23 protein-coding genes and 1 other RNA gene are annotated in these 26,152 nt (G+C 61.8%); all 24 read right to left on the bottom strand.

All coding sequences use genetic code 11. The features are described from left to right. Nucleotides 1-9: 9 nt before the first annotated feature. A complete protein-coding gene (locus QWE_RS09770; protein WP_420804553.1) occupies nucleotides 10-816 on the bottom strand; it encodes an outer membrane protein assembly factor BamD in 807 nt (268 codons plus the stop codon). Nucleotides 817-1,095: 279 nt separating this feature from the next. Continuing rightward, nucleotides 1,096-2,052: a UDP-3-O-acyl-N-acetylglucosamine deacetylase gene (gene lpxC, locus QWE_RS09765; RefSeq protein WP_006725947.1), complete on the bottom strand. Its 957-nt coding sequence runs from the start codon at nucleotides 2,050-2,052 to the stop codon at nucleotides 1,096-1,098. A gap of 261 nt (nucleotides 2,053-2,313) precedes the next feature. After that, the gene (gene ftsZ / locus QWE_RS09760; RefSeq protein ID WP_006725946.1) at nucleotides 2,314-4,059 is read right to left on the bottom strand and encodes a cell division protein FtsZ; all 1,746 of its coding nucleotides are present in this window, start codon (nucleotides 4,057-4,059) and stop codon (nucleotides 2,314-2,316) included. Between the two features lie 96 nt (nucleotides 4,060-4,155). Then, complete coding sequence (gene ftsA, locus QWE_RS09755; RefSeq protein ID WP_006725945.1) at nucleotides 4,156-5,487, bottom strand: cell division protein FtsA; 1,332 nt, start codon at nucleotides 5,485-5,487, stop codon at nucleotides 4,156-4,158. Continuing rightward, complete coding sequence (locus tag QWE_RS09750) at nucleotides 5,484-6,416, bottom strand: cell division protein FtsQ/DivIB (RefSeq protein ID WP_052018139.1); 933 nt, start codon at nucleotides 6,414-6,416, stop codon at nucleotides 5,484-5,486. Before QWE_RS09750 ends, ftsA begins: the two co-directional genes overlap by 4 nt. After that, entirely contained in the window at nucleotides 6,404-7,330 is a 927-nt protein-coding gene (locus QWE_RS09745) for a D-alanine--D-alanine ligase (RefSeq protein WP_006725943.1), read from the bottom strand. The genes QWE_RS09750 and QWE_RS09745 overlap by 13 nt, the downstream gene beginning before the upstream one ends. Before the next feature lie 205 nt (nucleotides 7,331-7,535). Continuing rightward, on the bottom strand, nucleotides 7,536-8,390 hold the full coding sequence (locus QWE_RS09740; protein WP_006725942.1) for a GGDEF domain-containing protein: 855 nt from the start codon (nucleotides 8,388-8,390) through the stop codon (nucleotides 7,536-7,538). A 68-nt stretch (nucleotides 8,391-8,458) separates the two neighbouring features. Then, complete coding sequence (gene murB / locus QWE_RS09735) at nucleotides 8,459-9,433, bottom strand: UDP-N-acetylmuramate dehydrogenase (RefSeq protein WP_006725941.1); 975 nt, start codon at nucleotides 9,431-9,433, stop codon at nucleotides 8,459-8,461. Beyond that, a complete protein-coding gene (murC, locus tag QWE_RS09730) occupies nucleotides 9,434-10,846 on the bottom strand; it encodes a UDP-N-acetylmuramate--L-alanine ligase (protein ID WP_006725940.1) in 1,413 nt (470 codons plus the stop codon). Next, nucleotides 10,843-11,964 carry an undecaprenyldiphospho-muramoylpentapeptide beta-N-acetylglucosaminyltransferase gene (gene murG / locus QWE_RS09725; RefSeq protein WP_006725939.1) on the bottom strand — a complete coding sequence of 374 codons (1,122 nt, stop codon included), beginning with the start codon at nucleotides 11,962-11,964 and terminating at the stop codon, nucleotides 10,843-10,845. Before murG ends, murC begins: the two co-directional genes overlap by 4 nt. Nucleotides 11,965-11,970: 6 nt before the next feature. Continuing rightward, the gene (gene ftsW, locus QWE_RS09720) at nucleotides 11,971-13,125 is read right to left on the bottom strand and encodes a putative lipid II flippase FtsW (protein ID WP_006725938.1); all 1,155 of its coding nucleotides are present in this window, start codon (nucleotides 13,123-13,125) and stop codon (nucleotides 11,971-11,973) included. Nucleotide 13,126: 1 nt separating this feature from the next. Then, nucleotides 13,127-14,536 (bottom strand): UDP-N-acetylmuramoyl-L-alanine--D-glutamate ligase, encoded by a 1,410-nt coding sequence (gene murD / locus QWE_RS09715; RefSeq protein ID WP_006725937.1) that lies wholly within the window; start codon nucleotides 14,534-14,536, stop codon nucleotides 13,127-13,129. A gap of 7 nt (nucleotides 14,537-14,543) precedes the next feature. Further along, on the bottom strand, nucleotides 14,544-15,644 hold the full coding sequence (gene mraY, locus QWE_RS09710; RefSeq protein WP_006725936.1) for a phospho-N-acetylmuramoyl-pentapeptide-transferase: 1,101 nt from the start codon (nucleotides 15,642-15,644) through the stop codon (nucleotides 14,544-14,546). A gap of 24 nt (nucleotides 15,645-15,668) precedes the next feature. Beyond that, complete coding sequence (locus tag QWE_RS09705) at nucleotides 15,669-17,102, bottom strand: UDP-N-acetylmuramoylalanyl-D-glutamyl-2,6-diaminopimelate--D-alanyl-D-alanine ligase (RefSeq protein ID WP_006725935.1); 1,434 nt, start codon at nucleotides 17,100-17,102, stop codon at nucleotides 15,669-15,671. Continuing rightward, nucleotides 17,099-18,553 carry a UDP-N-acetylmuramoyl-L-alanyl-D-glutamate--2,6-diaminopimelate ligase gene (locus QWE_RS09700; protein ID WP_006725934.1) on the bottom strand — a complete coding sequence of 485 codons (1,455 nt, stop codon included), beginning with the start codon at nucleotides 18,551-18,553 and terminating at the stop codon, nucleotides 17,099-17,101. The genes QWE_RS09705 and QWE_RS09700 overlap by 4 nt, the downstream gene beginning before the upstream one ends. A 59-nt stretch (nucleotides 18,554-18,612) precedes the next feature. Further along, nucleotides 18,613-20,358, bottom strand: a complete 1,746-nt coding sequence (locus tag QWE_RS09695) for a peptidoglycan D,D-transpeptidase FtsI family protein (RefSeq protein ID WP_006725933.1) — start codon at nucleotides 20,356-20,358, stop codon at nucleotides 18,613-18,615. Continuing rightward, nucleotides 20,358-20,744 carry a cell division protein FtsL gene (gene ftsL, locus QWE_RS09690; protein WP_006725932.1) on the bottom strand — a complete coding sequence of 129 codons (387 nt, stop codon included), beginning with the start codon at nucleotides 20,742-20,744 and terminating at the stop codon, nucleotides 20,358-20,360. The genes QWE_RS09695 and ftsL overlap by 1 nt, the downstream gene beginning before the upstream one ends. A 2-nt stretch (nucleotides 20,745-20,746) precedes the next feature. Beyond that, complete coding sequence (gene rsmH, locus QWE_RS09685) at nucleotides 20,747-21,772, bottom strand: 16S rRNA (cytosine(1402)-N(4))-methyltransferase RsmH (RefSeq protein WP_006725931.1); 1,026 nt, start codon at nucleotides 21,770-21,772, stop codon at nucleotides 20,747-20,749. Nucleotides 21,773-21,789: 17 nt separating this feature from the next. Beyond that, on the bottom strand, nucleotides 21,790-22,227 hold the full coding sequence (gene mraZ / locus QWE_RS09680) for a division/cell wall cluster transcriptional repressor MraZ (RefSeq protein WP_006725930.1): 438 nt from the start codon (nucleotides 22,225-22,227) through the stop codon (nucleotides 21,790-21,792). Between the two features lie 382 nt (nucleotides 22,228-22,609). Further along, nucleotides 22,610-23,008, bottom strand: an RNA gene (rnpB, locus tag QWE_RS24405) — RNase P RNA component class A. A gap of 79 nt (nucleotides 23,009-23,087) precedes the next feature. Next, nucleotides 23,088-24,278, bottom strand: a complete 1,191-nt coding sequence (locus QWE_RS09675) for an NAD(P)/FAD-dependent oxidoreductase (RefSeq protein ID WP_006725929.1) — start codon at nucleotides 24,276-24,278, stop codon at nucleotides 23,088-23,090. Between the two features lie 85 nt (nucleotides 24,279-24,363). Next, complete coding sequence (locus QWE_RS09670) at nucleotides 24,364-24,888, bottom strand: lytic transglycosylase domain-containing protein (RefSeq protein WP_006725928.1); 525 nt, start codon at nucleotides 24,886-24,888, stop codon at nucleotides 24,364-24,366. Nucleotides 24,889-25,145: 257 nt separating this feature from the next. Continuing rightward, a complete protein-coding gene (locus tag QWE_RS09665; protein ID WP_006725927.1) occupies nucleotides 25,146-25,907 on the bottom strand; it encodes an N-acetylmuramoyl-L-alanine amidase in 762 nt (253 codons plus the stop codon). Further along, the coding region (locus tag QWE_RS09660) for a J domain-containing protein (protein WP_006725926.1) at nucleotides 25,904-26,152 on the bottom strand (249 nt) is incomplete at its 5' end. The genes QWE_RS09660 and QWE_RS09665, both read right to left, overlap by 4 nt.

The raw sequence follows: 26,152 nt of genomic DNA, 5'->3' as shown, positions 1-26,152 counted from the left end.
TTAAGACCGTCAGGTCCCGATCAGCAGCCGGCGACCGGCGCGGGTGATCCACGAACCGGAATTCTCACGCGGTTCAAGACCGCCTCTCTGCAACAGCGCATAGCTGTCGGCATACCACTGGCTGTCCGGATAGTTGTGACCGAGCACGGCCGCTGCAGCCTGGGCCTCCGAGACGACGCCCATGGCGTAGTAGGACTCGACCAGACGCGCCAGAGCCTCTTCGATCTGGTTGGTGTTCGGATACTGCTCGACGACGACGCGGAAGCGCGAAACCGCAGCGAGGTATTCCTTACGCTCCAGATAGTAGCGTCCGACCTGCATTTCCTTGCCGGCGAGCTGGTCACGCGCGAAGCGAATCTTCGCCTGTGCGTCGTCGACATATTCCGAATCGGGGAACTCGTTGACGACACGCTCCATCGCCTCGATCGTCTTGACCGAGTTGCGCTGGTCCTGCGTGACGTTTGAAATCTGCTTCCAGTAGGCCAGACCGACGAGATACTGCGCGTAAGCGGCATCCTCGGACTTCGGATACAGGTTCATATAGCGATTGCCGGTTGCAATCGCGTCGGCATAGCGGCCGAGGCGATACTTCGTGAAGGTGCTCATCACGAGCGCCTTGCGCGACCACTCAGAGAACGGGTTCTGGGCATCGACCGCATCGAACTTGCGGGACGCCTCAGCCATATTGCCGGCCTTGATGTTGGCAAGGCCCTGATTATAGAGCACTTCCGGCGGCTCGGTCTCGGCGGCGAGCTTGCTGATGTCGATATCCGGGTCGCTCTGGCAGCCCGCGAGCACGGCACCGAAAGACAACATGACGCTCAGGCCCGCAATACGCACGGCATTCTTCACAACGACCGATCCCACTTGATTCATTCGAAAGATCCCGATTGCAGCGCAGCTTGAAAACCGTCGCCTTCAACTGGCGTTTCTAGCCACAAAAGCGGCACTAGGGCAACGCAGTGATGCGACTTTAACGCATTTTTGTGGCAGGGCACCCAGAAAGTGCCATTCTGCCCCTATCCTTTTCTGCTCAGCAAAACGCCGGCCTTCTTGAAGAAGCCGGCGCTGAACTTTGCCTGATCTGTCTTGTACTTACGCCGACCAGGGCGCGAATTCCGAAACCTGAACCGGAACGAATTCCCGGGCACGGACCTGATGGCTGCGGCTCGGTGCTTCGACGACCTCATAGGCGGTCGGGTCGCTGAGCAGCGCCTTCAGCGCATTCGCATTCATCTTGTGACCGCCGCGATAAGAGCGGTAGCAACCGATGAACTGCGCACCGGCGAGCGCCAGATCGCCGACGGCGTCGAGCGTCTTGTGACGGACGAACTCGTCCTTTTCGTAACGCAGGCCTTCGACATTGATCACGGTATCGTCGTCCGAGATGACGACGGAATTTTCAAGCGAAGAGCCAAGAGCGAAGCCGGCAGCCCAGAGGCGCTCGACGTCACGCATGAAGCCGAAGGTGCGTGCGCGCGACAATTCGGTCTTGAAGGTTTCAGCCGTCAGATCGCCTTCCCACTTCTGCCGGCCGATCAGCTTGCTGTCGAAATCGATTTCGACCTCGAAGCGCGTACCGTCATAGGGGCGGAACTCGGACCAGGAACCACCGGCCTCGATGCGAACCGGCTTGGTGACGCGGATGTAACGGCGCTTGACGCCGAGATTGGTGATACCGACCTGTTCGATCGCATCGATGAAGACTTCCGAGCTGCCATCCATGATCGGCATTTCGGCGCCATCGACTTCGACGACGACATTGTCCAGGCCGAGCGCATAAAATGCGGCCATGACGTGTTCGATCGTGGCGACGGAACGCGCCGGATTGGTGCCGAGCACTGTGCAGAGATCGGTGTTGCCGACATGTGCAGACACTGCGCGATATTCGCTGGTCGAACCGTCGTCATGCTGGCGCACAAAGACGATACCGGTCCCTGCTTCCGCTGGCTGGAGAGTGATGGAGACCTCGCGGCCGGAATGAACCCCGATACCCGTCAGCGTGAGAGGCGCTGCGATCGTGGTTTGAAATCCGAGCAAAGCAATTGCCATTCCGATAGCCTTAAAATGAAGCGACGAGGCGGTGGATCTTGAGCATCCCGTCGCAATCTCTTGTCGAAGGGCCACAAGACCCTGTTTCTGAACACATACATACGTGTGACCGGGACGTGAGCCAAATCACTGATTCTTTCGCTTTGTAACGAAGCCACCCCCTTGATTATCCTCAAGAATTCGACGTCTCGTAACAGAGCGTTAAACGCAAGAAACCCGGGCCTCTCGACCCGGGTCTCCAAAGCTGAGTCTCGACTTCCCTTAGCTCGTCTGGCGACGCAGGAAAGCAGGAATTTCAAGCTGATCGTCTTCGCTGGTGGCACGCGCCGGCGTGGCACGGCCGTGATCGTCGAGCTGGCCACGACGCGGAGCGTAGAGGCTGGCTTCGGCCGACAGCGGACGACGCTGCTGCGATGCAGCGGCCGGAGCTGAACCGGTCATGTCACCCATGACAGGCTCTTCGTCAGCCTGGCGACCGAGCGAATTGGTGATTCGCTTCAAGAGACCCATCGGTCCGCGTTCGTCCTGGGCAGCGGGTGCTGCCGGCTGGGCGCGGTGATCGATCTCGGCACGCAGCACAGGCGGGAAGTCTTCCACCTTCGGCATGCGGACGGGCTCAGGCGCCATGCGCGTCTCTGCCATGACAGGTGCCGGAGCGACCGGCGCCTGCATGACAGGTGCTGGCTGCTGCATCACCGGAGCCGGCTGGCTCATGATCGGCGCAGGCGCAACCGGCTGCATCATCTGCGGAGCCGGAGCGGCTTCCGGAGCCGGCGTCGCGAACAGACGGCTTGCCGGACGGAATTCCTGCTGCGGAGCAGCCTGGGGCTGGCTCAGCGGCTGGCGGGCGGTTGCGATTTCGAGTTCGCGTTCCATGGCGGCTTCAGCCGAACGGATGGTGTCTGCGACCGGATCCATGGTCGGCTTGGGGGCCTGCGTCATTGCAGGCTGATATGCGGCCGGTGCCGGAGCAACGGCCGCGGAGGGACGCATAGCGGGCTTTGCGAGCGGAGCGGCTTCGAAGCCCTTGGAGGCAAGTGCTGCGCGGTCGATGCCGGTGGCAACGACAGACACGCGGATGATGCCTTCGAGCGCTTCGTCGAAGGTGGCGCCCAGGATGATATTGGCATCCGGGTCAACTTCTTCGCGAATACGGGTTGCGGCTTCGTCGACTTCGAAGAGGGTCAGGTCACGACCGCCGGTGATCGAGATCAAGAGGCCCTGGGCGCCCTTCATCGAGGTTTCGTCGAGCAGCGGGTTGGCGATTGCAGCTTCGGCAGCCTGCATCGCGCGGCCTTCGCCCGAAGCTTCGCCGGTGCCCATCATGGCGCGACCCATTTCGCGCATCACGGAGCGAACGTCCGCGAAGTCGAGGTTGATCAGGCCTTCCTTGACCATCAGGTCGGTGATGCAGGCAACACCCGAATAGAGCACCTGGTCGGCCATTGCGAAGGCATCCGCAAAGGTGGTGCGATCGTTGGCGATGCGAAACAGGTTCTGGTTCGGGATGACGATCAGCGTGTCGACCGACTTCTGCAGTTCCTCGATGCCCTGTTCGGCGAGGCGCATGCGGCGCGCACCTTCGAAGTGGAACGGCTTGGTAACGACGCCGACGGTCAGGATGCCCTTGTTGCGGGCAGCCTGGGCAACGACCGGAGCAGCACCGGTGCCGGTACCACCGCCCATGCCAGCGGTGACGAAGCACATGTGGGTACCATTGAGATGGTCGATGATCTCGTCGATGCACTCTTCCGCGGCAGCGCGGCCGACTTCCGGCTGCGAGCCGGCGCCGAGGCCTTCGGTGACGTTGACGCCGAGCTGGATGATGCGCTCGGCCTTGGTCATGGTCAGCGCCTGGGCATCCGTGTTGGCGACGACGAAATCGACGCCCTGCAGACCAGCGGTGATCATGTTGTTGACGGCGTTGCCGCCACCGCCACCGACACCGAAGACGGTGATGCGGGGCTTCAGCTCAGTGATATCTGGCTTCTGCAGCTTGATGGTCATGGTACCCGTTCCTTCTTTTTCCGGCCGCATCGCCAAGCCGGCCATGTCATTTCAACAGATTTCCCTTGGCCGAACCTTGTGTCCGGCCGGGTAAACTCAAAAACTCTCTTTCAGCCATTGGCCCATGCGGGCGAAGCGGCTGTTTCCGTTGCCGAAGGGCGAGAACAACCCGCCCTGCCCGGCATGTGTTTCCTGATCCGCCATCTGCGGATAGATCGTCAGGCCGACGGCCGTCGAGAAGGCCGGTCCCTTTGCCGCAGCCGGCAGACCCGACACGCCCATCGGACGACCGATACGCACGTTCCGGGCCAGAATGCGGCGGGCCGCCTCCGGCATGCCGGTGAGCTGGCACGCGCCACCCGTCAAAACGACACGCTTTCCGACCACCGGCGAGAAGCCCGACTTCTGGATCCGGTCGCGCAGCATTTCGAGGGTCTCCTCGATCCGCGCGCTGATGATCCGAGTCAGAAGCGCCTTCGACACCTGTGTCGGCTGATCGCGATCGTCCTCGCCGATCGGCGGAACGGACACAACCTCACGATCGTCGGCGCCGTTGGCGACAGCCGAACCGTGAACGACCTTCAGACGTTCTGCATCCTCGATACGGGTCGAAAGCCCGCGCGCCAGATCGGTCGTCACATGGTGACCACCAATCCCGATGGCGTCCGTATGGATCAGCTTGCCTTCGGCGAAGACAGAGATGGTGGTCATGCCACCGCCCATGTCGATCGCCGCGCAACCGAGCTCCACCTCGTCGTCGACCAGGGCTGCAAGGCCGCTGGCATAAGGCGTGGCAACCACACCCTCGACGGTCAGATGCGCCCGGTTGATGCAGAGCTCCAGATTGCGAAGCGCTGCACGTTCGGCCGTGACCACATGCATGTCGACGCCGAGAACGTCGCCATACATTCCAAGGGGATCACGGATTCCCCGCTCTCCGTCAAGAGAAAAGCCTGTCGGCAACGAATGCAGCACGGCGCGGTCATTGCCCTGGGACTGCTGTCCGGCCGCAATCAAAACCTTGCGCAGGTCACCGGATTCGACTTCCTGACCACCGAGATCGATGGAGGCGGTATAGACATCAGAGCCGATTCGGCCGGCCGATACGTTGACGATCAGGCTCTCGACGGTGAGGCCTGCCATGCGTTCGGCAGCATCAACAGCAAGGCGCACGACATTTTCGACAGCATCCAGATCGGCAATCACGCCCGACTTGATGCCATGCGAGCGCTGGTGACCAAGACCGATGACCTCGACATTGTGCGTGCGACCCGGCAGGACTGCCGACTCGCGGCGCGGCGTCAGGCGAGCGATGATGCAAACCACCTTGGTCGAGCCGATGTCGAGCACCGAAACGACATGTGCGCGCTTCGACGAGAGCGGCTTGGTGCGCGGAAAACCAAAGGAAGAGCCACCGAAGATGCTCATATCTTCCGCTCCAATTTCTTGAGGGCCTTGCGACGCTCTTCGAGTGCTGCCGTACGGCGCTCCTGCGCACCGGCAGTCAGGCGAATGGCGACACGATCCGGCAGACGCAGGTCGACGACCGCGACGTCGCGCGAAAGGACCTGCTGCTCTCCGTCGAAACGGTTAAGCAGAGCGAGAGCACCCGGCACATTTTCTTCCGGAAGACGAACGACGATGCCGTTCTCCATGTGAACGTCCCAGCGGCGACCGCCGACACGCACAAAGGCCTTCACCCGCGAGGCAATTGACGGCCACTTTGAAAACTCCTCATCGATAGCCGCAGCTGCGGTCTCGGCATCGCGCCCAACGAAGAGCGGAAGCGAGGCGAATTTGTTGTCGCGAAGGGGCGCAATGACCGAACCGGACCGCTCGATCAGCGAAAGGTCACTGCCATGCTGCCAGATACCGTAGGCCTGACGCTCGCGCAGAACCACCTCGACGGTCGACGGATAAACCTTGCGAACCTCCGCCGATTCGACCCATGGCAGCCCGGAGAGCGCCTTGCGGGCCGTAGCAATATCGAGACCGAGCAGGCTGGTCGAGCCATCGAGGCCGAGCAACTGAAGGATATCGATTTCCGAAGTATGCTGATTGCCGGAGACACGAACGTCTTCGACGGCAAAACCGGCCGACGCCGTGACAGTCTGCGTGACGACCGGACCATGGCCGCCGACCACAACTCCATGCAAGCCCACCAGACCATAGAAAGCCGCCAGGCTAACTTTGCCGAGATGGCGGGGTAGAGCGATGCGGCCCGAGCAGAGGGCCAGCACGAAGCGCACCAGGCGACGCAGCGGACGCGGCAGCACCTTTGCCTCACCCGAGGCAAGCGGCGCAGCCGGATACGCACCGGACCCACCCACCAATTTGTTGCCGCTCAACGAGAACAAGAAGCGTCCTCCACCATCCAACGTACGAATTCACCAAAGCTGTAGCCCGCAAGGGCAGCCATTTCCGGCAGCAACGAGGTAGGGGTCATGCCCGGCTGGTTATTGAGCTCCAGCCAAATCAGATCACCATCCTCGGAGAAGCGATCGTCGTAGCGGAAGTCTGACCGACTCACCCCGCGACACCCGATCGCCTGGTGTGCCTTCAGCGCTAATGATTGTATTTTTTGGTAAATTTTCGGTGAAATTTGCGCAGGAAGCACGTGCTCCGAACCGCCGGCCGCATACTTGGAGTCGTAATCATAGAAGCTGTTACCGAGCGGCACGATCTCGGTCACGCCGAGCGCCTTGCCATCCATCACGCCGCAGGTGAGCTCGCGACCCGCCACATAACGCTCGACCATCACGACATCGCCGTAACGCCATTCGCTGGAGGTCAGGATCTGCGGCGGATGGGCCATGTCCTCGCGGACGATGACGACGCCAAAGCTCGACCCCTCACGCACCGGCTTGACCACATAGGGAGGAGCCATCGGATGCGTATTACCCACATCGAAACGGTTCATCACCAAGGCTTCAGCGACTGGAATGCCCGCCTGGGCCGCCACAAGCTTGGCCTGCTTCTTGTCCATGGCGAGCGCCGAGGCAAGAACGCCGGAATGGGTGTACGGGATTTCGAGATATTCGAGCACACCCTGAATCGTGCCGTCCTCGCCATAGGGACCGTGCAGCGCGTTGAAAGCGACATCCGGCTTCAGATCCTCGAGCACACGACCGATGTCGCGACCGACGTCGACGCGCGTGACCTTGAAGCCCTCGCCTTCAAGGGCAGCCGCACAGGCGTTGCCAGAGGACAAGCTCACAGGCCGCTCGGAGGACAATCCACCCATCAAAACCGCGACATGCTTGCCACTCATCTACGCCTCGCAAAATCTAAAATTCGACCGGCAATCGCACCGACTGATCCGGCTTTGTCAGATCAGTTGAACAACATTAAGGTTAATGAACCGTTTACTTTCGTTAATTTGGCCGCAAAAGCGCCTGCGCAACAGGCCAAACCAAGACTTGAGCTTATGGGAAGAAGCCGATGAAAAGACTGAAGAAGTTAACGCGAGGCCTCGATCAGGCGCTCAGTCGCCCGCGGTCGATGCCAACTTGACCGTCGTCAGGAACGGAAGCGCCGAGAGGCATCACCGGGAGCTCTTTCGCATGCACGATTCGATTCCGACCGCTGGCCTTGGCGAGATAAAGGGCGCGGTCGGCACCTGAGAAAAGCTCGCTGAAGCCAAGTTCGGCCACGCCTTCAGAGACCCCGGCAGATACCGAAATCGAGACGGGTCGCCCTGAAATTTCAAGCCGCATCTCTTCAACAGATGCACGGATCGCTTCAGCGATCTCCATCGCCCGCTCCGTCCCCTGCCCCGTCAACAGGACGGCAAACTCCTCGCCGCCGATCCGGGCAATGGCCTCGTCGGAGCCGAGCACATGTGTCAGGCATGTCGCCGTGCGGACGATGACATCATCGCCCGCCTTGTGACCGAGGGTGTCATTGACCGATTTGAACCGGTCGATGTCTAGGAGGATCAGTGCAACCGATCCACGCGCTGCCTCGAACGTCTCCAGGAATGCCCGCCGGTTCATCAGACCGGACAGCATGTCGGTTCGGCTCAATGTCTCGAAACGCTGGCGCGACACGCCAAGGTCATAGATCGCAAGGCCTACGACCGAATAGGCAATGACGGCAACGATAAAGGAAACGGGCGGCGTCAGCATGGTGGCAACGACGAGCGCCGGGCCGAGCGGATACGGCAAAAGCCCAAGACCGACGAGAATGAAGTGAGCGATGACGTTCAGGCCGTAAGCGAACACGGCAATCTTGGCTGCCATGGCCATAGCCTTCCACAGCACCGCCTGCCGCGAGGAGAACTCGCCAAGCGTGAGCTGCCGGATTACCCAGACATGCACCAGATCAAACATGAAACTCCCCGAACCTCCGGGGAGCCTAATGGGGCGAAGTTAAAACTTCGTAGGAAAAGGGCGCGTTCTCAGGCCTCGACAACACCCATGAACGGCTTCACCTCGCGGCCGGGCATGAAGATGCCGAGGCGCTTGATTTCCCATTCGAGCTTGATGCCTGAGGTTTCGAAAACCCGCTGACGCACGGTCTCTCCGAGATATTCGAGATCGTAACCGGTCGCGTGGCCGACATTGATCATGAAATTGCAGTGGAGCGACGACATCTGCGCACCGCCGATCATCAGCCCGCGGCAGCCTGCCTCGTCGATGAGTTCCCAGGCGGAGTGCCCCTCGGGGTTCTTGAACGTCGAGCCACCGGTCTTTTCCTTGACCGGCTGCACCGTCTCACGATGGTGACGGACCGCGTCCATGTCGGCGCGGATCTTCGCCTTTTCTTCCGGATAACCTTCGAAGAGCGCACTGGTAAAGATCAGACCTTCCAGTGCTGCCGAATGGCGATAGCTGTAGCCCATGTCGGCATTCGACAGGACATGCACATTGCCCTTGCGGTCAACGGCCTCGACTTCGATCAACCGGCTCGCTGTGTCGCCGCCATTGGCGCCGGCGTTCATGCGGATCGCACCACCGATCGAACCGGGAATGCCATAGTAGAAATGGAAACCACCGATATTGTTATCCATCGCCATGGCAGCGATGTGCTTGTCCGGGCAGATCGCGCCGGCTCGGATGCGGTTCTCGCCCGCAAGCTCCACCTGGCCGAACCCCTTGGCAGACAGACGGATCACGACGCCGGGAATGCCACCATCGCGCACAAGCAGGTTCGATCCGACGCCGACGACCGTCAGCGGCACTTCTTCCGGCAGAAGCTTCAGGAAACTGGTGAGGTCCTCGACGTCATGCGGCTGGAACATCAGCTCCGCGAGCCCGCCTGCCTGGAACCAGGTGACCCGGTCCATCGGCGCATCAGGCGTCAGCCGCCCCTTGAGATCATTAACTTCAGGGCCGAGCGACGCCAGAAGCTTTTCCCCATCCACCTGTTTCATTCAAAACTTTCCCGCAATTGCATCTAGTTCCGTCGGCAAGGCAGCAGCCCACTGGGTAATGTTGCCGGCCCCCAACAGGACCACGAAATCACCCGGTTGCGCAATGCCCGCGACGAGAGAGGCGAGTTGATCCGGCGCGGCCAAGTAGCGCGCATCGCGATGACCACCGGACTTGATGCGCGATACCAGCACCTCCGAATCGATCCCTTCGATCGGATCTTCGCCCGCAGCGTACACTGGCGAAAGGAAGATCGTGTCGGCATCGTTGAAGCAGTTGGCGAAATCATCAAAGAGGCTGGCGAGGCGCGAAAAGCGATGCGGCTGATGCACCGCGATGATCCGCCCCTGACAGGCTTCGCGGGCCGCTCTCAGCACAGCCTTGATCTCGACCGGATGGTGGCCGTAATCGTCGAACACCTGCACGCCATTCGATGCGCCCGTCAGCGTGAAGCGCCGCTTGACGCCGCCGAAGCCGGCAAGTCCCTTGCGGATACTCTCTTCCGAAATGTCGAGCCGGTTCGCGACAGCGATTGCAGCACAGGCATTGGAGATATTGTGCCGCCCGGGCATTGGCAGCACCAGATCCTTGAAATTGAAGACCCGGCCGGTACGACGACGGCGGATTTCCACGTCGAAGATAGAACGGATGCCGTCGAGGCGCACATTCGAGAAGCGCACATCGGCCTGCGGGTTCTCGCCATAGGTGATGACCTTGCGATCTTCGATCTTGCTGACCAGCGCCTGCACTTCCGGATGGTCGAGGCACATCACACCGAAACCGTAGAATGGGACATTCTCGACGAACTGTCGAAACGCCGCCCGCGCGTTGTCGAACGTGCCGTAATGGTCGAGATGTTCAGGGTCGATATTGGTGACGACAGCGACATCGGCCGGAAGCTTCAGGAAGGTGCCGTCGGATTCGTCCGCCTCGACCACCATCCACTCGCCCTCGCCCATGCGGGCATTGGTGCCATAGGCATTGATGATGCCGCCATTGATGACGGTCGGGTCGAGATTGCCGGCTTCGAGGAGAGCGGCAACCATCGAGGTGGTCGTCGTCTTGCCATGCGTGCCGCCGATCGCAATCGCATTGCGGAAGCGCATGAGCTCGGCGAGCATCTCGGCGCGCCGCACGATCGGCAGAAGCTTCTCACGAGCGGCAATCAGTTCCGGGTTGTTCTTCTTGATCGCGGTCGAGACAACAACGACTTCGGCGTCACCGAGGTTCTCGGCTTTGTGACCGACAAAAACTTCGATGCCCTTGGCGCGCAACCGCTGGACATTGGCGCTCTCGGACTGATCCGACCCCTGCACCTTGTGTCCGAGATTGTGCAGCACCTCGGCGATACCGCTCATTCCGATGCCGCCGATCCCGATGAAATGGACGAGGCCGATTGTTTTCGGCATTTTCATTGTGTGGCTCCCTTCGACTGGGCAATACCCTTGCCGGCGGCAATAGCCTCTACGAGGTCTGCGAGCAAGCCGGCAGCGTCGGGCTTGCCCGTGCTTTTCGCAGCGGCCGCCATGGTGGCGAGCCGCTCCGGCCCTTCCATCGCCGTCGTCAGAAGGTCGGCAATGCGCTCGGCGGAGAGATCCGCCTGGGCAATCACCTGCGCCCCGCCTTGCGCTGCGAGTGCCGCGGCATTGGCGGCCTGATCATGGTCGAGGGCATGCGGATAGGGAACAAGCACGCTCGGACGACCGATAACCGCGAGTTCGGAGACCGTCGACGCACCCGAGCGGCAGATCACGAGATGGGCCGTCGCCAGCCGCTCTGACATGTCGGTGAAGAAGGGTGCCACATCGGCGCGAATGCCGAGCGTCGCATAGCTGTCGATCACCTTCTGGCGATCTTCCGGCCGCGCCTGCTGCGTCACGACCAGACGCTGACGCAGCGCATCGGGCAAAAGCCGGATGGCGCCGGGAATGGCGTCGGAGAAGAACTGCGCGCCTTGGCTTCCGCCAAAGACCACGAGATTGAAGGCTTCGCCCGCGCCGGACGCCACATAGGGCTGGGCGGAAGCCGCGATGACGGCCGGCCGTACCGGATTGCCGGTCAGCACCATCTTGGCCTTGTGTTCGCCATCGGGCGACAGAAAACCACCAGCGATTGCCCGTACCCGGGAGGCGAGCAGCTTGTTCGCCCGTCCCATCACGGCATTCTGCTCATGCACCGCTGTCGGCACCCCAAGACCGGCGGCCGCGAAAAGCGGCGGAACGGTCGGGTAGCCACCAAAACCGATGACGGCCTTCGGCTTCAAACGAGAAACCAGTGCCCGCGCCTCGCGATAACCACGCCATAGCGAGAGGAACGCCTTGACCACGGCGACCGGATTCTTCGAGCCGATCGTCGCTGACGAAACGGTGTGAATCTCATCGGCGGGGAAGCTTCCAGCGTAACGTTCGGCACGCCGGTCGGTCACCAGATGAACGCTAAAGCCCCGCGCTTTCAACTCGTGCGCCAAAGCTTCGGCCGGAAAGAGATGGCCGCCGGTTCCCCCGGCGGCGAGCAAGACAATACCCTTGGTCATGACGCTTTACTCCGCAGGCACGCCCGCGACCGAACGGAACAGGCTGCGCTCCTGGGCGCGTTTTTCCGGACGGCGGCGGGTCAGCGCCAGGATGAAGCCGGCCGTGACACAGATCGCCGTCATCGACGATCCGCCATAGGAGATGAGCGGCAGCGTCATGCCCTTGGCCGGCAGAAGTTCGAGATTGACGCCGATATTGATCATCGACTGAATGCCGAGCAGCAGCACGAGACCGGACACAGCGAGACGATTGAAGTCGTTGCGCTCCTTGTAGGCGTGGCTGAGGCCCCGGAGCACGAGGAAGCCGAAAATCGCGACCAGCACCATGCAGAAGACGATGCCGAATTCTTCGGCCGCGACCGAGAAGATGAAGTCGGTATGACTGTCGGGAATGATGCGCTTGACGATGCCCTCGCCCGGCCCCTGGCCGAACCAGTCGCCGCGAATGATCGCCTCGCGGGCGGTATCGACCTGGAAGGTGTCCCCCTCGCCGGTCAGGAACCGGTCTATTCGGCCGGCAACGTGCGGCAGGGTCATATAGGCACCGAAGAAGCCAGCACCGCCGAGCGCGCCGAGGACCACGATCCACAGCCACGGCATGCCAGCCATGAAGAACATCGCACCCCAGACACTGCCAATGAGGATGGTCTGCCCGAGGTCAGGCTGGGCGATCAGGAGGGCCGCGGCAATGCCGAAGAGCAGAATCGCAAAGAGATTGCCCGGAATTTCAGGCTGCCGCGCATGTTCGGCAAACAGCCAGGCGCAGATCACCACGAAGGCCGGCTTCATGAATTCCGACGGCTGGATCGACATCGAACCGATCGACAACCAGCGCCGGCCACCCTTGACCTCAAGGCCGATGAAGAGAACCAGCACCATCATGATCAGCGAGGCCGCCAGGATCAGCATCGCCATGCGCCTGACCTGGCGCGGCGACAGGAAAGACAGGCCAATCATCACGCCGAGGGCCGGCAACATGAAAAAGGCGTGGCGCTTGACGAAGTGGAAGCTGTCGAGATTGAGACGTTCGGCAACCGCCGGCGAGGCTGCGAAAGAGAGCATCAGCCCGATCCCCATCAGGAGAACGAAGGTGATCAGGAACAGACGGTCAATCGTCCAGAACCAGTCTGCGACCGGCCCTCTCTCCACGCGGCTTACCATCTCATTTGCCTCCTGTCGGCAGGTCGATCAGCATCGTCACTCCGTCCAGATCTGCGACATGCGAAACGAAGGCGTCGCCGCGGACCTCGAAATTCTTGTACTGGTCGAAGCTTGCGCAAGCCGGTGAGAGCATCACGGCCGAAGCTTCGCCATCCCGATCGGCATCATCAGCGGCATGCGCCACGGCGCGCTCCAGGTGGTCCGAGATCTCGTAAGCCACGCGGTCGCCGAGCTGGGCTGCAAAGGCCGAAGCAGCCTCACCGATCAGGTAGGCTTTCACGATGCGCCGGAAGAGTGGTGCGAGGCTTGCGATACCACCTTCCTTGGGCAGGCCACCGGCAATCCAGTAGATCCGCTCATAGCTGGAAAGGGCTGGCGCTGCGGCCTCGGCATTGGTCGCCTTGCTGTCGTTGACGAAAACGACGTCGCCGCGACGCGCCACCGGCTGCATGCGATGCTTGAGGCCGGGGAAGCTCTGCAGACCCTTGCGGATCTCGGCTTCGGAGACACCGACCGCAAGGCAAGCCGCAATCGCGGCACAGGCGTTCTGCGCATTGTGGCTACCGCGCAGCGTCTGGATCCCCTCGAGATCGACCAGAGGCGCCGACGCTCCGTTCTCCGCCCGCATGATGCGCAAGCCCTCGGCATAGAGGCCATCGGCAAGCGGCTGCCGCTTCGAGATCCGGATGACCTTGGTGCCCGCCCGCTCGATCCGGTCACCGATCAGTTCGCAGTGGCTGTCGTCGGTGCCGATGATCGCGGTCTTTGCACCGGCGACCAGGCGTTCCTTCACGTCGGCATAGTGCTGCATGGTACCGTGACGATCGAGATGATCGGGCGTCAGGTTGAGCAGGATGCCGGCGGTGGGATTGAGCGTCGGGGCAAGATCGATCTGATAGGACGAGCACTCGACGACAAAGAAGCGGCCATCCCGAGGCGGATCGAGCGTCAGCACGGCACGGCCGATATTGCCGCCAAGCTGCGTGTCGCGGCCACTGGCCTGCAGAATATGGGCAATCAGTGCCGTCGTGGTCGACTTGCCGTTCGTGCCGGTGATTGCGATGAACGGGCAATCCGGCGCATGCGCCCGCCGCTCGCGCACGAAGATCTCGACATCGCCGATGATCTCCACGCCTGCATTGCGGGCAAAACCGACCGTCCAATGCGGCTTCGGATGCGTGAGCGGAACGCCAGGTGACAGCACAAAGGACGCGACCGACGACCAGTCGATCTCGCGCAAGTCCCGGGTCGGAACGCCGTCGACCTCAGCCCGCGCAACGCTATCGGGATTGTCGTCCCAGGCAATCACATTGGCGCCGCCGGCCTGCAGCGCCTTTGCCGTGGCGAGACCAGAACCGCCGAGCCCGAACAGCGCAACAGTCTTGCCCTTGAACGTGGTGGCCGCGATCATCGCCGCCTCACCGCAGCTTCAGGGTCGAGAGACCGAGCATGGCCAAGCCGACAGCGATGATCCAGAAGCGGATGACCACCTGGCTCTCGGTCCAGCCGAGCTTCTCGAAATGATGGTGGATCGGCGCCATCAGGAAGACGCGCCTGCCGGTAAGCTTGAAATAACCGACCTGGATGATGACCGACAGCGTCTCCATGACGAAGAGACCGCCGATGATCGCCATGACGATTTCGTGTTTGGTGGCAACCGCCACCGAGCCGATCAGGCCACCAAGGGCAAGCGACCCCGTGTCGCCCATGAAGATCGCAGCCGGTGGCGCGTTGAACCAGAGGAAGCCGAGGCCGGCACCGATCACGGCACCGAGCACCACCGCAAGCTCGCCCGTGCCAGGGGTGAAATTGATCTGCAGGTAGTTCGAGAACACCGCATTGCCGGCGAGATAGGCGATCACGCCGAAGGAGGCGGCCGCGATCATCACGGGCACGATGGCAAGACCGTCGAGACCGTCCGTCAGGTTGACCGCATTGCCAGCACCGACAATGACGAACCCGCCGAACAGCACGAAAAAGATGCCCAGATCGATCAGGAAGTCCTTGAAGAATGGGAAGGCGATCGACGAACCGAAGGTCGAACCCTGCGGGCCGGAGCTCAGCGCGGTCGACATCATGAAATAGACGGCGATGCCGGCGATCACGAATTCGATGCCGAGGCGCGCCTTGCCGGAGAAGCCCTTCTCCGTCTGCTTGGTCACCTTGAGATAGTCGTCATAGAAGCCGATGGCGCCGAAGCCGAGCGTCACCAGCAGTGTCGCGACGACATAGACGTTGGAGAGGTCGGCCCAGAGCAGCGACGACACCACGATCCCGGCGAGGATCATCAAGCCGCCCATGGTCGGCGTTCCCGCCTTCTTGAAATGGGTTTGCGGTCCGTCGGCGCGGATCGGCTGCCCCTTGCCCTGGCGCACGCGCAAGGACGAGATAATGGCCGGGCCGAACAGGAAAACCACCAGCGCCGAGGTGAAGAGAGCAGCCCCGGTGCGGAAGGTGATGTAACGGAAGAGATTGAAAAACTGAAGGTTATCCGCCAGTTCCACAAGCCAGATCAGCATTGGAGCCCTTTCCAAAAGCCCGGATTAAAAGTGGCGCTCCGTGTCGGTGAATGCCGGATGCTTGTCAAGCAGAGCCGAAACGATCTTGCCGAAACCGATGCCGAGAGAAGATTTGACCATCACGACATCGCCCGCGCGGACCTCGGCGGTAACGAAATTCACGAGCTCCTCCGTGGTCTCGAGATAGACGACGTGAACCGTTTCCGGCAGGGCGTCGCGCAGCGCCACCATTTCCGGGCCTGCGAGCCAGACATGTTCGATACCGGCGGCCAAGAGAGGGCCAGCAAGCTCGGCATGAACACTGGGAGCAAATTCGCCCATCTCCAACATGTCGCCGAGCACGGCGATCCGCCGCCCCTCGCTCGTCGGCTGGGCCGATGCAAGCACGGCGATCGCCGCGCGCATCGAGGCGGGATTGGCATTATAGCTTTCGTCGATCAGCGTCAGGATGCCATCGGGCATCTGCAGCCTGTGGCGCTCACCACGCCCCTTAACCGGAGCAAGATTCGCCAGGGCTTCGATCGCGGCGTCGATGTCGGCACCGACCAGCGAGACCGCCGCAAGAACCGCCATGGCATTCTCAGCGAGATGTCGCCCCGGCGCGCCGATCGTCACTTCGCGGGTCTCGCCCCCGAAGGAGACCCAGACGGTGGAAAGCTCGGCAGCGCCATCGAATTCCGCGAGCCGGAACTCCGCCTTGGCGTGCTGACCGAAACTATGGATGTTTTCAATACCCTGGGCGAGCGCCGCCTGCTCGAGCCGTTCGTAATAGGGATTGTCGCGATTCAGGATCGCATCGCCACCATTGACGACACCCTCGAAGATCTCTGCCTTGGCGTCGGCGATCTCGTCGACGCTGGCGAAATTGCCGAGATGCGCCGGCGCGATCGTCGTAATGACCGCCACATCAGGCCGGACCATGCGCGACAGCGGCCCGAGCTCGCCGGAGTGATTCATGCCGAGCTCGAACACGCCGTAACGGGTGTCGATCGGCATGCGGGCGAGCGTAAGCGGCACGCCCCAATGGTTGTTGAAGGAGGCGACGGACGCATGCACCTTGCCGGACGGCTCAAGTGTTGCGCGCAGCATTTCCTTGGTGGTCGTCTTGCCGACGGAGCCGGTAACCGCAATGACCGTCGCAGGCGTGCGATCGCGGGCGGCCATGCCGAGCTTCTGCAGGCCGACGAGAACGTCTTCGACGACGATCATCGGGATGGTCAGCCGACCGAGCGCCGGCAGTTTGGCTTCGCTGACGACGAGCAGGGCAGCTCCGTTTGCGATGGCGATGCTGGCATAGTTGTGACCATCGACGCGGTCGCCCTTGATGGCGAAGAAAGCTTCGCCGGGGGTAATCGTCCGACTGTCGATCGAAATGCCGGTGACACCTTCCGGCAGATTGCCAAAGGGTCTGCCGCCCATGGCGACGACCATTTCACGCGCGGTCCAGAGCAGGGTCAACGGTCGAACTCCTCCAAGGCTTTGCGGACTTCGTGATGGTCCGAGAACGCATGCGTCTCGGTTCCGACCGTCTGTCCTTCCTCATGCCCCTTGCCCGCAACGATCAGCGTGTCCCCGGTCGACATCATCGCGACACCCGCCCGGATGGCCTGGGCACGGTCGCCGATTTCGATACCCTTGGGCGTTGCCGCCATGATCTCGGAACGGATGGTCGCCGGCACTTCGGAGCGCGGATTGTCGTCGGTAACGATGGTGATGTCTGCGAGCCGCGAGGCGATCTCGCCCATGATCGGTCGCTTGCCCTTGTCGCGGTCTCCGCCACAGCCGAACACGACGATCACTCGACCGGTCGTGAAAGGGCGAACCGAAGTCAGCACATTTTCAAGGGCTTCCGGCTTGTGCGCGTAGTCGACATAGGCGAGCGCACCGGCCTTGGTCTGGCCGACCAGTTCGAGGCGGCCGGAGGCACCCTTCAGATGTTCCAGCGCCTTCAACGCCACGGCCGGTGCAACGCCGGTCGAGATCGCGAGGCCAGCGGACACAAGCGCATTGGCGATCTGGAAATCGCCGGCGAGCGGAATGTGAACCTCGTAGATTTCGCCAGCATGATGGACTTCGGCGACCTGCTTGTGGCGGAAATGCTCGACCCGCTTGAGGCTGAGGAAATCACCCTTGCGGCCGACCGTGCGCACATCGTGGCCGCAGGCCTTGGCGACCCGGATCGCTTCGTCCGACCAGGCATCGTCGGCAAAGATGACCGCTGGCGCGCCCTTCGGCAGCAGCGTATCGAAGAGCCGCATCTTGGCCGCCATGTAGTCTTCCATGGTCGGATGATAGTCCATGTGGTCGCGGCCGAGATTGGTAAAGCCGGCAGCCGACAGGGCGACGCCGTCGAGTCGGCTCTGGTCGAGGCCATGGCTGGAGGCTTCCATCGCAGCATGGGTCACGCCCTCATCGGCAAGTTCGCCAAGAAGCGTGTGAAGGGCCAGCGGATCGGGCGTCGTCAGCGAACCGTAATCGTTGCGTTTCGGCGAAATCACGCCCGTCGTTCCGATCTGGGCGGCGGCATGGCCGGCTTCGGCCCAGATCTGGCGGGTAAAGGAGGCGACAGAAGTCTTTCCGGCCGTGCCGGTCACCGCGACCATCGTTTGAGGCTGGCGCCCGACAAGGCGGGCTGCGGCCAGTGCGAGGAAGCGACGCGGATGATCGACGATGACGACCGGTACAGTCGCGTCGAGTGCATGCGAGGCGACGACAGCGACGGCGCCCTTTTCAACCGCCTGTGCGACATAGGCCGAACCATCGGCCTTGGAACCGGACAGCGCGAAGAACACGGTGCCAGGCTCCACCCTGCGGCTATCGGCGGAAAGTCCGCGAACCTCGACGTCTGCAGCGCCACTGGCTGCCACCTGTTCCCCAAACTCCTCGCCGGCCAGTCCACCCAAAAGCATTTTGCAGTCCATCCTTGAGGGGCAAGTTGCGCGAATCGCCCCGCCTGTAGTCGATCTGATCAATAAGAGACGAGCAACGCTGAGCCGTCTTCCCCGTATTTGGGTTCTACACCAAGAATTGCGGCGCTTCTGCGGATGATCTCGCCAACGATCGGTGCGGCCGTCAGACCGGCGGTCCGACCACCGCCCTCGCCCGTCTTCGGCGCGTCGATGAAGCTCAGTACGAGATATTGCGGGTTTTCGATCGGGAAGGCGGCGACATAAGAGTTGAAGTTCTGGTCGCTCGAATAGCGTCCATTGACCACCTTTTCTGCCGTCCCAGTCTTGCCGCCGACATCGAAGCCTTCGACGAGCGCATGCCGGCCCGAGCCGCTCTTGCCGTTCAGCCAGAACAGATGGCGGATATCGTCGCTCGTCTGCTTCTTGATCACGACCTGCGCAATTTCTTCAGCCTGTTCGTGCGTGCGGGTCAGGAAGGTCGGAGGGATCAGCTTGCCTCCGTTGACCAGGGCAGCCGCAGAGACAGCCGTCTGCAAGGGCGTAGTCGAGACCCCGTGGCCGAACGAGATGGTAATCGAATTGATCTGCTTCCATTCACGCGGCTGCGACGGCGTCTTCACCTCGGGTAGCTCAGTTTCCAGCTTGGTCAAAAGCCCGATTCGCGTCAGGAATTCCTGGTGCGCCGTCGTGCCGACCACTTCGGCCATGCGGGCCGTGCCGATATTGGACGAGTACTGGAAGATTTCCGGAACGGTCAGGACGCGGTGCTTGCCGTGGAAATCCTTGATCGTGAAGCGACCGATTCGGATCGGATAGCGCGCGTCGAAGCTGTCCTTCATCGTGACCTTGCCCGAATCGAGCGCCATGGCGGTCGTGAAGGTCTTAAAGGTCGAACCCATTTCGAACGTGCCGTTCGTCATCCGGTTCATCCAGCCCTCCTGCGCGCCCTCCTGAGGCCGATTCGGGTCGAAATCGGGGATCGAAGACATCGCCACGACTTCACCGGTATGCACGTCGAGCACCACCGCCCCGGCCGCGATTGCCTCATACTTGGTGACCGCCGTGACCAGCGCATCACGCAGGATATTCTGAACCCGGATGTCGACCGACAGCTGAACGGGCTCCAAAGGCGTGTCGCTGGTCATGCCGAGCGCCCTCAGATCGGCCATGCCCTGACTGTCGATATAGCGCTCCATCCCGGCCATGCCGCGATTGTCGATATTGACGTAGCCGACGATATGCGAGGCCGTCGCGCCGCCCGGATAGAAGCGCCGCTTCTCCGGACGAAAACCGATACCGGGAATGCCGAGCGCGAGGATCTGGCTCTGCTGCTTCGGGGTCAGCTGACGGCGCAACCACTGGAAACGCGAATTCGACGAAAGCTTGCGATACGTGTCGCGAACGTCGAGATCCTTCAAAACGGTCGCCAAGCGCTCGACCGCCTCGTCCGCATCGACGATCTTGTGGGGTTCGGCAAACAGCGAAACGGTGCGGATATCGGTCGCGAGCACTTCGCCATTGCGGTCGAGGATATCCGGGCGCGAAGCCATCAGGCGGTCGGCCGGCAGGATGCTGGAGACGGTTTCAGGCTGCGCATGACCATATTGCACTAGACGTCCGCCGATGACGGCATAGGCGACGCAGAAAGTCGCGATCATCAGACCGACGCGGGTCTTGGCCATCTCTGACTTGCGTTTGCCGGTGCCCTTGAAGGTCGCCCCGTTCACCACGGCACCGCCGCGCTGCACATCGGTCGAGAAATGCGCTTGGCTCTTCAGCAGCATGATTCGCGAAAGAAAAGTCATCAGCGGTCCACCGATCCTGTCGTGATAAGGTCCTTGATGGGATCCGAGGGCGCTTCAGCGCTCACCGGCCCCTCTTCGCCTTCCGGCACAGGCAACTGATCCTTGAGCATGGGAAGCTCCATCGGCCGCGCCAACTGGCTGGGCTCAGTCGGGACCAGCTGCAGCTCGGCGGCATAGGCCTGAACCAGGCGCTCGAGCCTGTTCGGCTGGGTGAGCAGCGCCTTGTCGGCCTTGAGGAGGTCGATCGTATCCTTCTCCAGCTTGATTTCGGCCTCGAGGCGGCGGACTTCGGCCGCCTTGTTATCCGTGTTGTGTTTGATCTGGTAGGTCACGGTGGCTGCGGCCAGCATGGCTCCGATCATCAGGAAGTCGAAGGTTCTCAGCACTGTCAGCCTCCGATCTTTTCGAGAGTGGCAAGGTCAGGCAGATCGAAGATCGACATGTCGGCCCGCTCGGCGGGTGCCGAGGTGCGGATACCGGCGCGCAGCTTCGCGGAACGGGCGCGGGGGTTCATCTCCGCCTCTTCCTCGCTGGCTGCCACCATGCCCTTGCCGACCGGTTCGAAGGTTGCCGGTCGCGCTTCGACCATGGGAAGATGGCGCGAGCCTGACGCCTTGCCGGACCGTTCGGAGAAGAATTTCTTGACGATGCGATCCTCGAGCGAGTGGAAGGTCACGACAACAAGGCGACCGCCGGGCTTGAGCGACCGCTCCGCCGCAAACAGCGCCTGCGCCAGTTCCCCGAGCTCGTCGTTGACATAGATGCGAAGCGCCTGGAAGACGCGCGTTGCCGGATGGATCTTGTCCTTGGCCTTGCGCGGATTGACGGTCTCGATGAGGTTGGCGAGTTCGCGCGTCGTCTGGAAAGGCTCGAGCGCGCGGCGCTTCTCGATGGCGCGGGCAATACGCCCTGCATGCTTCTCTTCGCCCAGGAAGCCGAAGATTCGGATCAGATCGGACACCTTGGCGCGGTTGACCACATCGGCAGCAGAAACGCCGGAGACTGCCATGCGCATGTCGAGCGGGCCGTTGCGCTGGAACGAGAAGCCGCGCTCGGCCTCGTCGATCTGCATCGAGGACACGCCGATATCGAGCACGACGCCGTCGAGACCGCCTTCCGGCGCGAACTCGGCGAGATTGGAGAATTCCGTGTGATGAAGGACGAGCCGCCCACCGCTCGACTCGACCAGTTCCTTGCCGCCGGCAATGGCGTTGGGATCGCGGTCGAGCGCAATGACATCGGCACCCTTGCCGAGGATGGCTGAGGTGTAACCACCCGCACCGAAGGTACCGTCGAGAATGACTTTGCCGGGCTCGGGGTCAAGCGACTGCAGGACCTCCGAAAGAAGAACCGGAATGTGGCGAACCGGTCCGCCATCGGCATCGGAAAAACCTTCGCCAAAGTTCGCCGCCATTCCGTTTCCCCGTCTTTCTAGGTGCGCAGGCCCCGCTGCCTGACCACCTCTCTGGCTCGCGCCTGCGCCTCGTGAAACGCCTGCGGTTGCCACACCTGAAAATGATCCGAACGACCGACGAAACAGACCTCCGAGGAAATCCCCGTGAAATCCCGGATGAAATCCGTCACCGCCAATCGCCCTTCGGCATCGAGTCGCGCAAAGACGCCGCCACCATGAAGCAACAGCGACATCTCGTTCGCCTCCAACGCGAAGGGATCCTCGGCCGCCATCTTCCGCTCGTACCGCTCGAGCAGATCCGGACCACCGATATTGACCGCCGGATAGACGAAATCCTGGAGACAATAAAGCTCCTGAATTCCGCGCTGCACCAGCACGGCGCGAAACGCCGCAGGGACGGAAACCCGCCCCTTCGCATCGATCCTGTTTGTCGCGTTGGACAGGAAGCGGCTCATCACTGACAACCGACCTCCCCTTGGATGCAGGGCCGATCAGAGACCCCGGAACACACCTGATTACGCCAACCGTCGAACCCGCGACACCTCCGCCCGAAAGACGAGGGGAAGCATCTGATTCGCGAGATTTCGGGGATGAAACGACCCCCGCAACGGCATGCAATTGGGATACCATGGGACAATATGGGCGTCAATGGGAATGGCCGGGATGAACCTCTTCCGCGATTCAAACATTGATAGGCGGTTAAGCTTAACGAATGGTTAGAAACCGCTGTTTTCCGACGCCTTTTCGCAGCCGGTTGCCGTGAACGTGATCTGCGGCACATAAAAGCGTTCCCCCTGTGATTTCAGGTGGTTCGCCGAAAACTCGGAAAAGGGAAAATTTGCCAGTTGGCCTGTAAGCCGGGTTCTGTATGGCTCCGGTTTCCCGGAACGTGGCAGCCATTCATCTGGGACAGCGTTTGCACGCTGCCTCGCGCAACCCACCCGGATAACTGGCCCGGAAACAGGCTGTAGCGGTGCTTGCGCACCACCCGTGTCATCCCTATTCGGTCTTGCTCCCGGTGGGGTTTGCCGTGCCGTCCCTGTTGCCAGCGACGCGGTGGGCTCTTACCCCACCCTTTCACCCTGACCTCGCAAGCGAGGCGGTTTGCTTTCTGTGGCACTTTCCCTGAGGTCGCCCTCGCCGGACGTTATCCGGCACCGTGTTTCCGTGGAGCCCGGACTTTCCTCACCCTACCGCCTTTCGGCATTGGTAAAGCGCGGCTGCCCGGCCAACTGGCAAGGGGTCCTTAACCGACCCTTGCCCCGAATGCCAACGAAAACCGTGCGCGGATGGCCACTTGGCCGCTTTTGGTGAATCAGTCTCTGAACACTGGCCGGAAGACGTCGCCATAGGCATCGTCAACGATTCGGCCGTGTTGAATAAGCTCGGCACCGAGACGTCCGATCTCGTCGGAACTCTTGGCCGCTGCACCACAGCCGCCGGTCAGAACCGCGATGCGCTCGCTCGCAAAGCCGATGGCCGGATAATTTTTCGGCGTGAACGACGTGACGCAGGCCGCCATCGAAAGCGGCGCATCTGCGAGCGACGGCACGAGACGCGTGATGATCCGATGCAGGTGATCGCGCGTCGTGAGACGACCACCCCGCCGGAACCAGGCGCGAATCTCCGGCTCTGTCTCCAGCTGCAAATCATCCGGATCGCCACCGATCTTCAGATAGATCTTGCCATCCGGATAGCGCACCGGCGGCAGGAGATAGATGTGATCGACGGGATTTTCCGGCTGATGGATGAGCGACGGCATGCCGCGATAGGCGTCCAGCTCCTCATCCGGGATTTCGAAGAAGGCCACGGTTCGCCCGAAGACCTTGAGATCGATCGGTCGCGGGAGGAGGTTCTCGTTGATCGAGAAGCCACCTGCTGCCACCAGCACGCGCTCGGCCGAATAGACAGCGCCATCATCTGTGGTGACAATGGCGAAACCGTCCTCTTCCCTGACGGAGACGGCCGTCCGATGGATGACCCTGGCGCCGGCCTTTTCGGCAAGAAGGCTCTGAGCCTCGACCAGCCGGCGCGGATTGACGTAGCCGGCATTCCGCTGCTCGTAGACACCCTCACACTGCGAGCCGAAATCGAAATAGCGGAACCGGGCCTTGAGTGCTGTATCCGACAGCATCTCGATGGACACGCCGAGCTGCCTTGCGGCATTCTCGACCTGAGAGACATAGGGATCCGTCCCACCCCGCTCCGGCCCGACGATCAGGCAACCGACCTCCTCGTAAAAGTCGATCCCGCTTTCGGCAGCGATCTCGCCGTAGCGCGCGATGGACCGGTTTGCGAGCCTCGCCCAGACAGGGTTCGCATCGATCGTCCGGGTGATCCGCGCCTCGTCGTAGTGGCTGGCAAATACGCCGTGATGGTTCGCCCAGTCCTTCGGCTCGTCGGGTCCGATGACGGCGACGCCATCCCCTTGAAGCGCGAGATAACGGGCAGCAGCAGCCCCCATCATGCCTCGACCAACGACTATCGACTTGAACCGCTCAATCATGCGTCACCATCCTTACGTTGCGTCCGGTGATAGCATGACGAGCCCTCGTGTCCAGTCACAGGAACGGCAAGGGCACAGCTCTTTCTCAGTTTCCAATCAAGGCGATAACCTTGCCGCAATAGCGCTTGGAGATCGGGTTCATGCGCTTGGCGCCATGGCCGGCATTGTAGCGCAGGATGGTGCCGCAGGTCTCGCCGCCACCCAGCTCATGGGCCATCGAGAGATACTTCATGCCGTAGCGGATATTGGTCTCGGGATCGTAGAGACCCTTGGTATTGCCGCGATAGCCCATGGCCCGCGCTGTCGCCGGCTTGATCTGCATCAGACCCACTTCGCCGGCACTGCCGCGCGCCTTGGGATTGAAATTGCTCTCGACGCGAACGACGGCATGGGCCAGATCGACCGGGACCCCGTAGCTCTTCGCATATTTCGTGATGATCGCGCTGTAGGGGCTTTTAGAGAAGGAGGGTGCGGCCGGATAACCGGCATCGCGGGTAATCGTTTTGAGGGGCTTTTTGAAGCGGCGCTCCTCGCTACCGGCAAGCGCGGACTGGGCGTGAGTCAACAGAAGGGCAATGCATGCCGCGGCAGCAACAAGTCGTCGTGTCATGAGAAGGTTCAGTCTCCAATCGAGCCACCGGAATCCACGCGCGTCAAAGCGGGCGCAGTTCAGCGCCGCGAGCCCTTGTCAGGCCGCCAGTCCGGGTCTCTCAAGTTGATGTTTGCGCCAGGTCCGTCTGCGAACCTCAAGCGCCGTTCAGCCCGTCCCTTAGAGCGGCCCAATGAGGAATTCCTGTGGCACCGCAACAAATCGCTCTCCCGCGCGTTGATTTCGTTGGTCCAAAAACAGCGCAGGATGTGGCTTAATCAGGCGAAACGCGGCAGGGTGGTCAGGAGCTTGTGTAGGGTCTCGATGGTCGAGCTATCGGCAACCCCGTCAACCTTGGCTTGCCGGAAGTGCCGTTGGAACGCGGCGACAACGCCTTCCGTCTGGGGGCAGAATTCACCAGAAATCTCAAGACCGTACCCGTAGAGCGACAGCATCGATTGCAGGGCCTCGACGGGCTGCCCGCGGTCGCCGCGCTGGAAGAAGCGTCCGCCGCCGATCGGAGCCGGTTCGACCCAGTGCCCGACCCCTGCCCGATGCAGCCGATCCCAGGGGAAATTTTCACCGGGATCGACCTTGCGAATGGGGGCTACATCGGAGTGGGCAAGCACCCTTTCGGGGGCAATATCGTGCCGTTTGACGCATTCGAGACACAATTCGATGACGGTTTCGATCTGCCGATCCGGGTAATCCGGAAGCCCGGCGGGATGGCCGGCATTGGCGATCTCGATCCCGATCGACCGGGAGTTGATGTCGGTCTCTCCGCCCCAGACACTCTTGCCGGCGTGCCAGGCCCGTCGATCTTCCGGCACCATCTGCACGACACGACCGTCCTCATGCACGATGTAATGGCTCGACACCTGGCTTTCGGGATTGCAGAGCCAGGCCTGGGCACCCTCGGCCGACGGCATGCCTGTGTAGTGAAGCAGCAGGATGTCCGGACGGTCGATGCCCACCCGTTCATTGTGGTTGGGCGACGGTGAGACTTCCGCACCGCGATAATCGGCCTGGAATGACGTCATGCGGCGCGGCGCGCCTTTTCGATCGCCGAATAGGCGGCGTTGAACTTCGCCATGCGGTGATGGGCAACGGCATGAAACTCGGTGGGCACGCCACGGGCATGCAGCCGGTCCGGATGATTTTCGGCAGCCAGAGCACGGTAGCGCTTCCGGATCGTCGCGAAATCGTCCGATGGCTTCACGCCCAGCACGCCATAGGGATCACCGTCCTGATGGATGTGCCGCTCGGTGATCGCCTCGAACCGCTC

It is taken from the genome of Agrobacterium albertimagni AOL15, assembly GCF_000300855.1.
Lineage (GTDB): Bacteria > Pseudomonadota > Alphaproteobacteria > Rhizobiales > Rhizobiaceae > Allorhizobium > Allorhizobium albertimagni.
Note: the sequence above shows the minus strand (reverse complement) of the source record. Positions and strands in the feature narration are given on the sequence as shown.

What these genes read in the sequence shown, in the direction of transcription:
- rsmH (WP_006725931.1), bottom strand. Translation starts at nt 21,772, where the DNA reads ATGGCGGCGAACTTTGGCGAAGGTTTTTCCGATGCCGATGGCGGACCG.
- murD (WP_006725937.1), bottom strand. Translation starts at nt 14,536, where the DNA reads ATGATCGCGGCCACCACGTTCAAGGGCAAGACTGTTGCGCTGTTCGGG.
- QWE_RS09745 (WP_006725943.1), bottom strand. Translation starts at nt 7,330, where the DNA reads ATGAGTGGCAAGCATGTCGCGGTTTTGATGGGTGGATTGTCCTCCGAG.
- lpxC (WP_006725947.1), bottom strand. Translation starts at nt 2,052, where the DNA reads ATGGCAATTGCTTTGCTCGGATTTCAAACCACGATCGCAGCGCCTCTC.
- QWE_RS09670 (WP_006725928.1), bottom strand. Translation starts at nt 24,888, where the DNA reads ATGACACGACGACTTGTTGCTGCCGCGGCATGCATTGCCCTTCTGTTG.
- mraZ (WP_006725930.1), bottom strand. Translation starts at nt 22,227, where the DNA reads ATGAGCCGCTTCCTGTCCAACGCGACAAACAGGATCGATGCGAAGGGG.
- mraY (WP_006725936.1), bottom strand. Translation starts at nt 15,644, where the DNA reads ATGCTGATCTGGCTTGTGGAACTGGCGGATAACCTTCAGTTTTTCAAT.
- murB (WP_006725941.1), bottom strand. Translation starts at nt 9,433, where the DNA reads ATGAAACAGGTGGATGGGGAAAAGCTTCTGGCGTCGCTCGGCCCTGAA.
- QWE_RS09770 (WP_420804553.1), bottom strand. Translation starts at nt 816, where the DNA reads ATGTTGTCTTTCGGTGCCGTGCTCGCGGGCTGCCAGAGCGACCCGGAT.
- ftsA (WP_006725945.1), bottom strand. Translation starts at nt 5,487, where the DNA reads ATGAGCATCTTCGGTGGCTCTTCCTTTGGTTTTCCGCGCACCAAGCCG.
- ftsZ (WP_006725946.1), bottom strand. Translation starts at nt 4,059, where the DNA reads ATGACCATCAAGCTGCAGAAGCCAGATATCACTGAGCTGAAGCCCCGC.
- QWE_RS09700 (WP_006725934.1), bottom strand. Translation starts at nt 18,553, where the DNA reads ATGCTTTTGGGTGGACTGGCCGGCGAGGAGTTTGGGGAACAGGTGGCA.
- QWE_RS09695 (WP_006725933.1), bottom strand. Translation starts at nt 20,358, where the DNA reads ATGACTTTTCTTTCGCGAATCATGCTGCTGAAGAGCCAAGCGCATTTC.
- ftsW (WP_006725938.1), bottom strand. Translation starts at nt 13,125, where the DNA reads ATGGTAAGCCGCGTGGAGAGAGGGCCGGTCGCAGACTGGTTCTGGACG.
- QWE_RS09665 (WP_006725927.1), bottom strand. Translation starts at nt 25,907, where the DNA reads ATGACGTCATTCCAGGCCGATTATCGCGGTGCGGAAGTCTCACCGTCG.
- murC (WP_006725940.1), bottom strand. Translation starts at nt 10,846, where the DNA reads ATGAAAATGCCGAAAACAATCGGCCTCGTCCATTTCATCGGGATCGGC.
- QWE_RS09675 (WP_006725929.1), bottom strand. Translation starts at nt 24,278, where the DNA reads ATGATTGAGCGGTTCAAGTCGATAGTCGTTGGTCGAGGCATGATGGGG.
- murG (WP_006725939.1), bottom strand. Translation starts at nt 11,964, where the DNA reads ATGACCAAGGGTATTGTCTTGCTCGCCGCCGGGGGAACCGGCGGCCAT.
- QWE_RS09740 (WP_006725942.1), bottom strand. Translation starts at nt 8,390, where the DNA reads ATGTTTGATCTGGTGCATGTCTGGGTAATCCGGCAGCTCACGCTTGGC.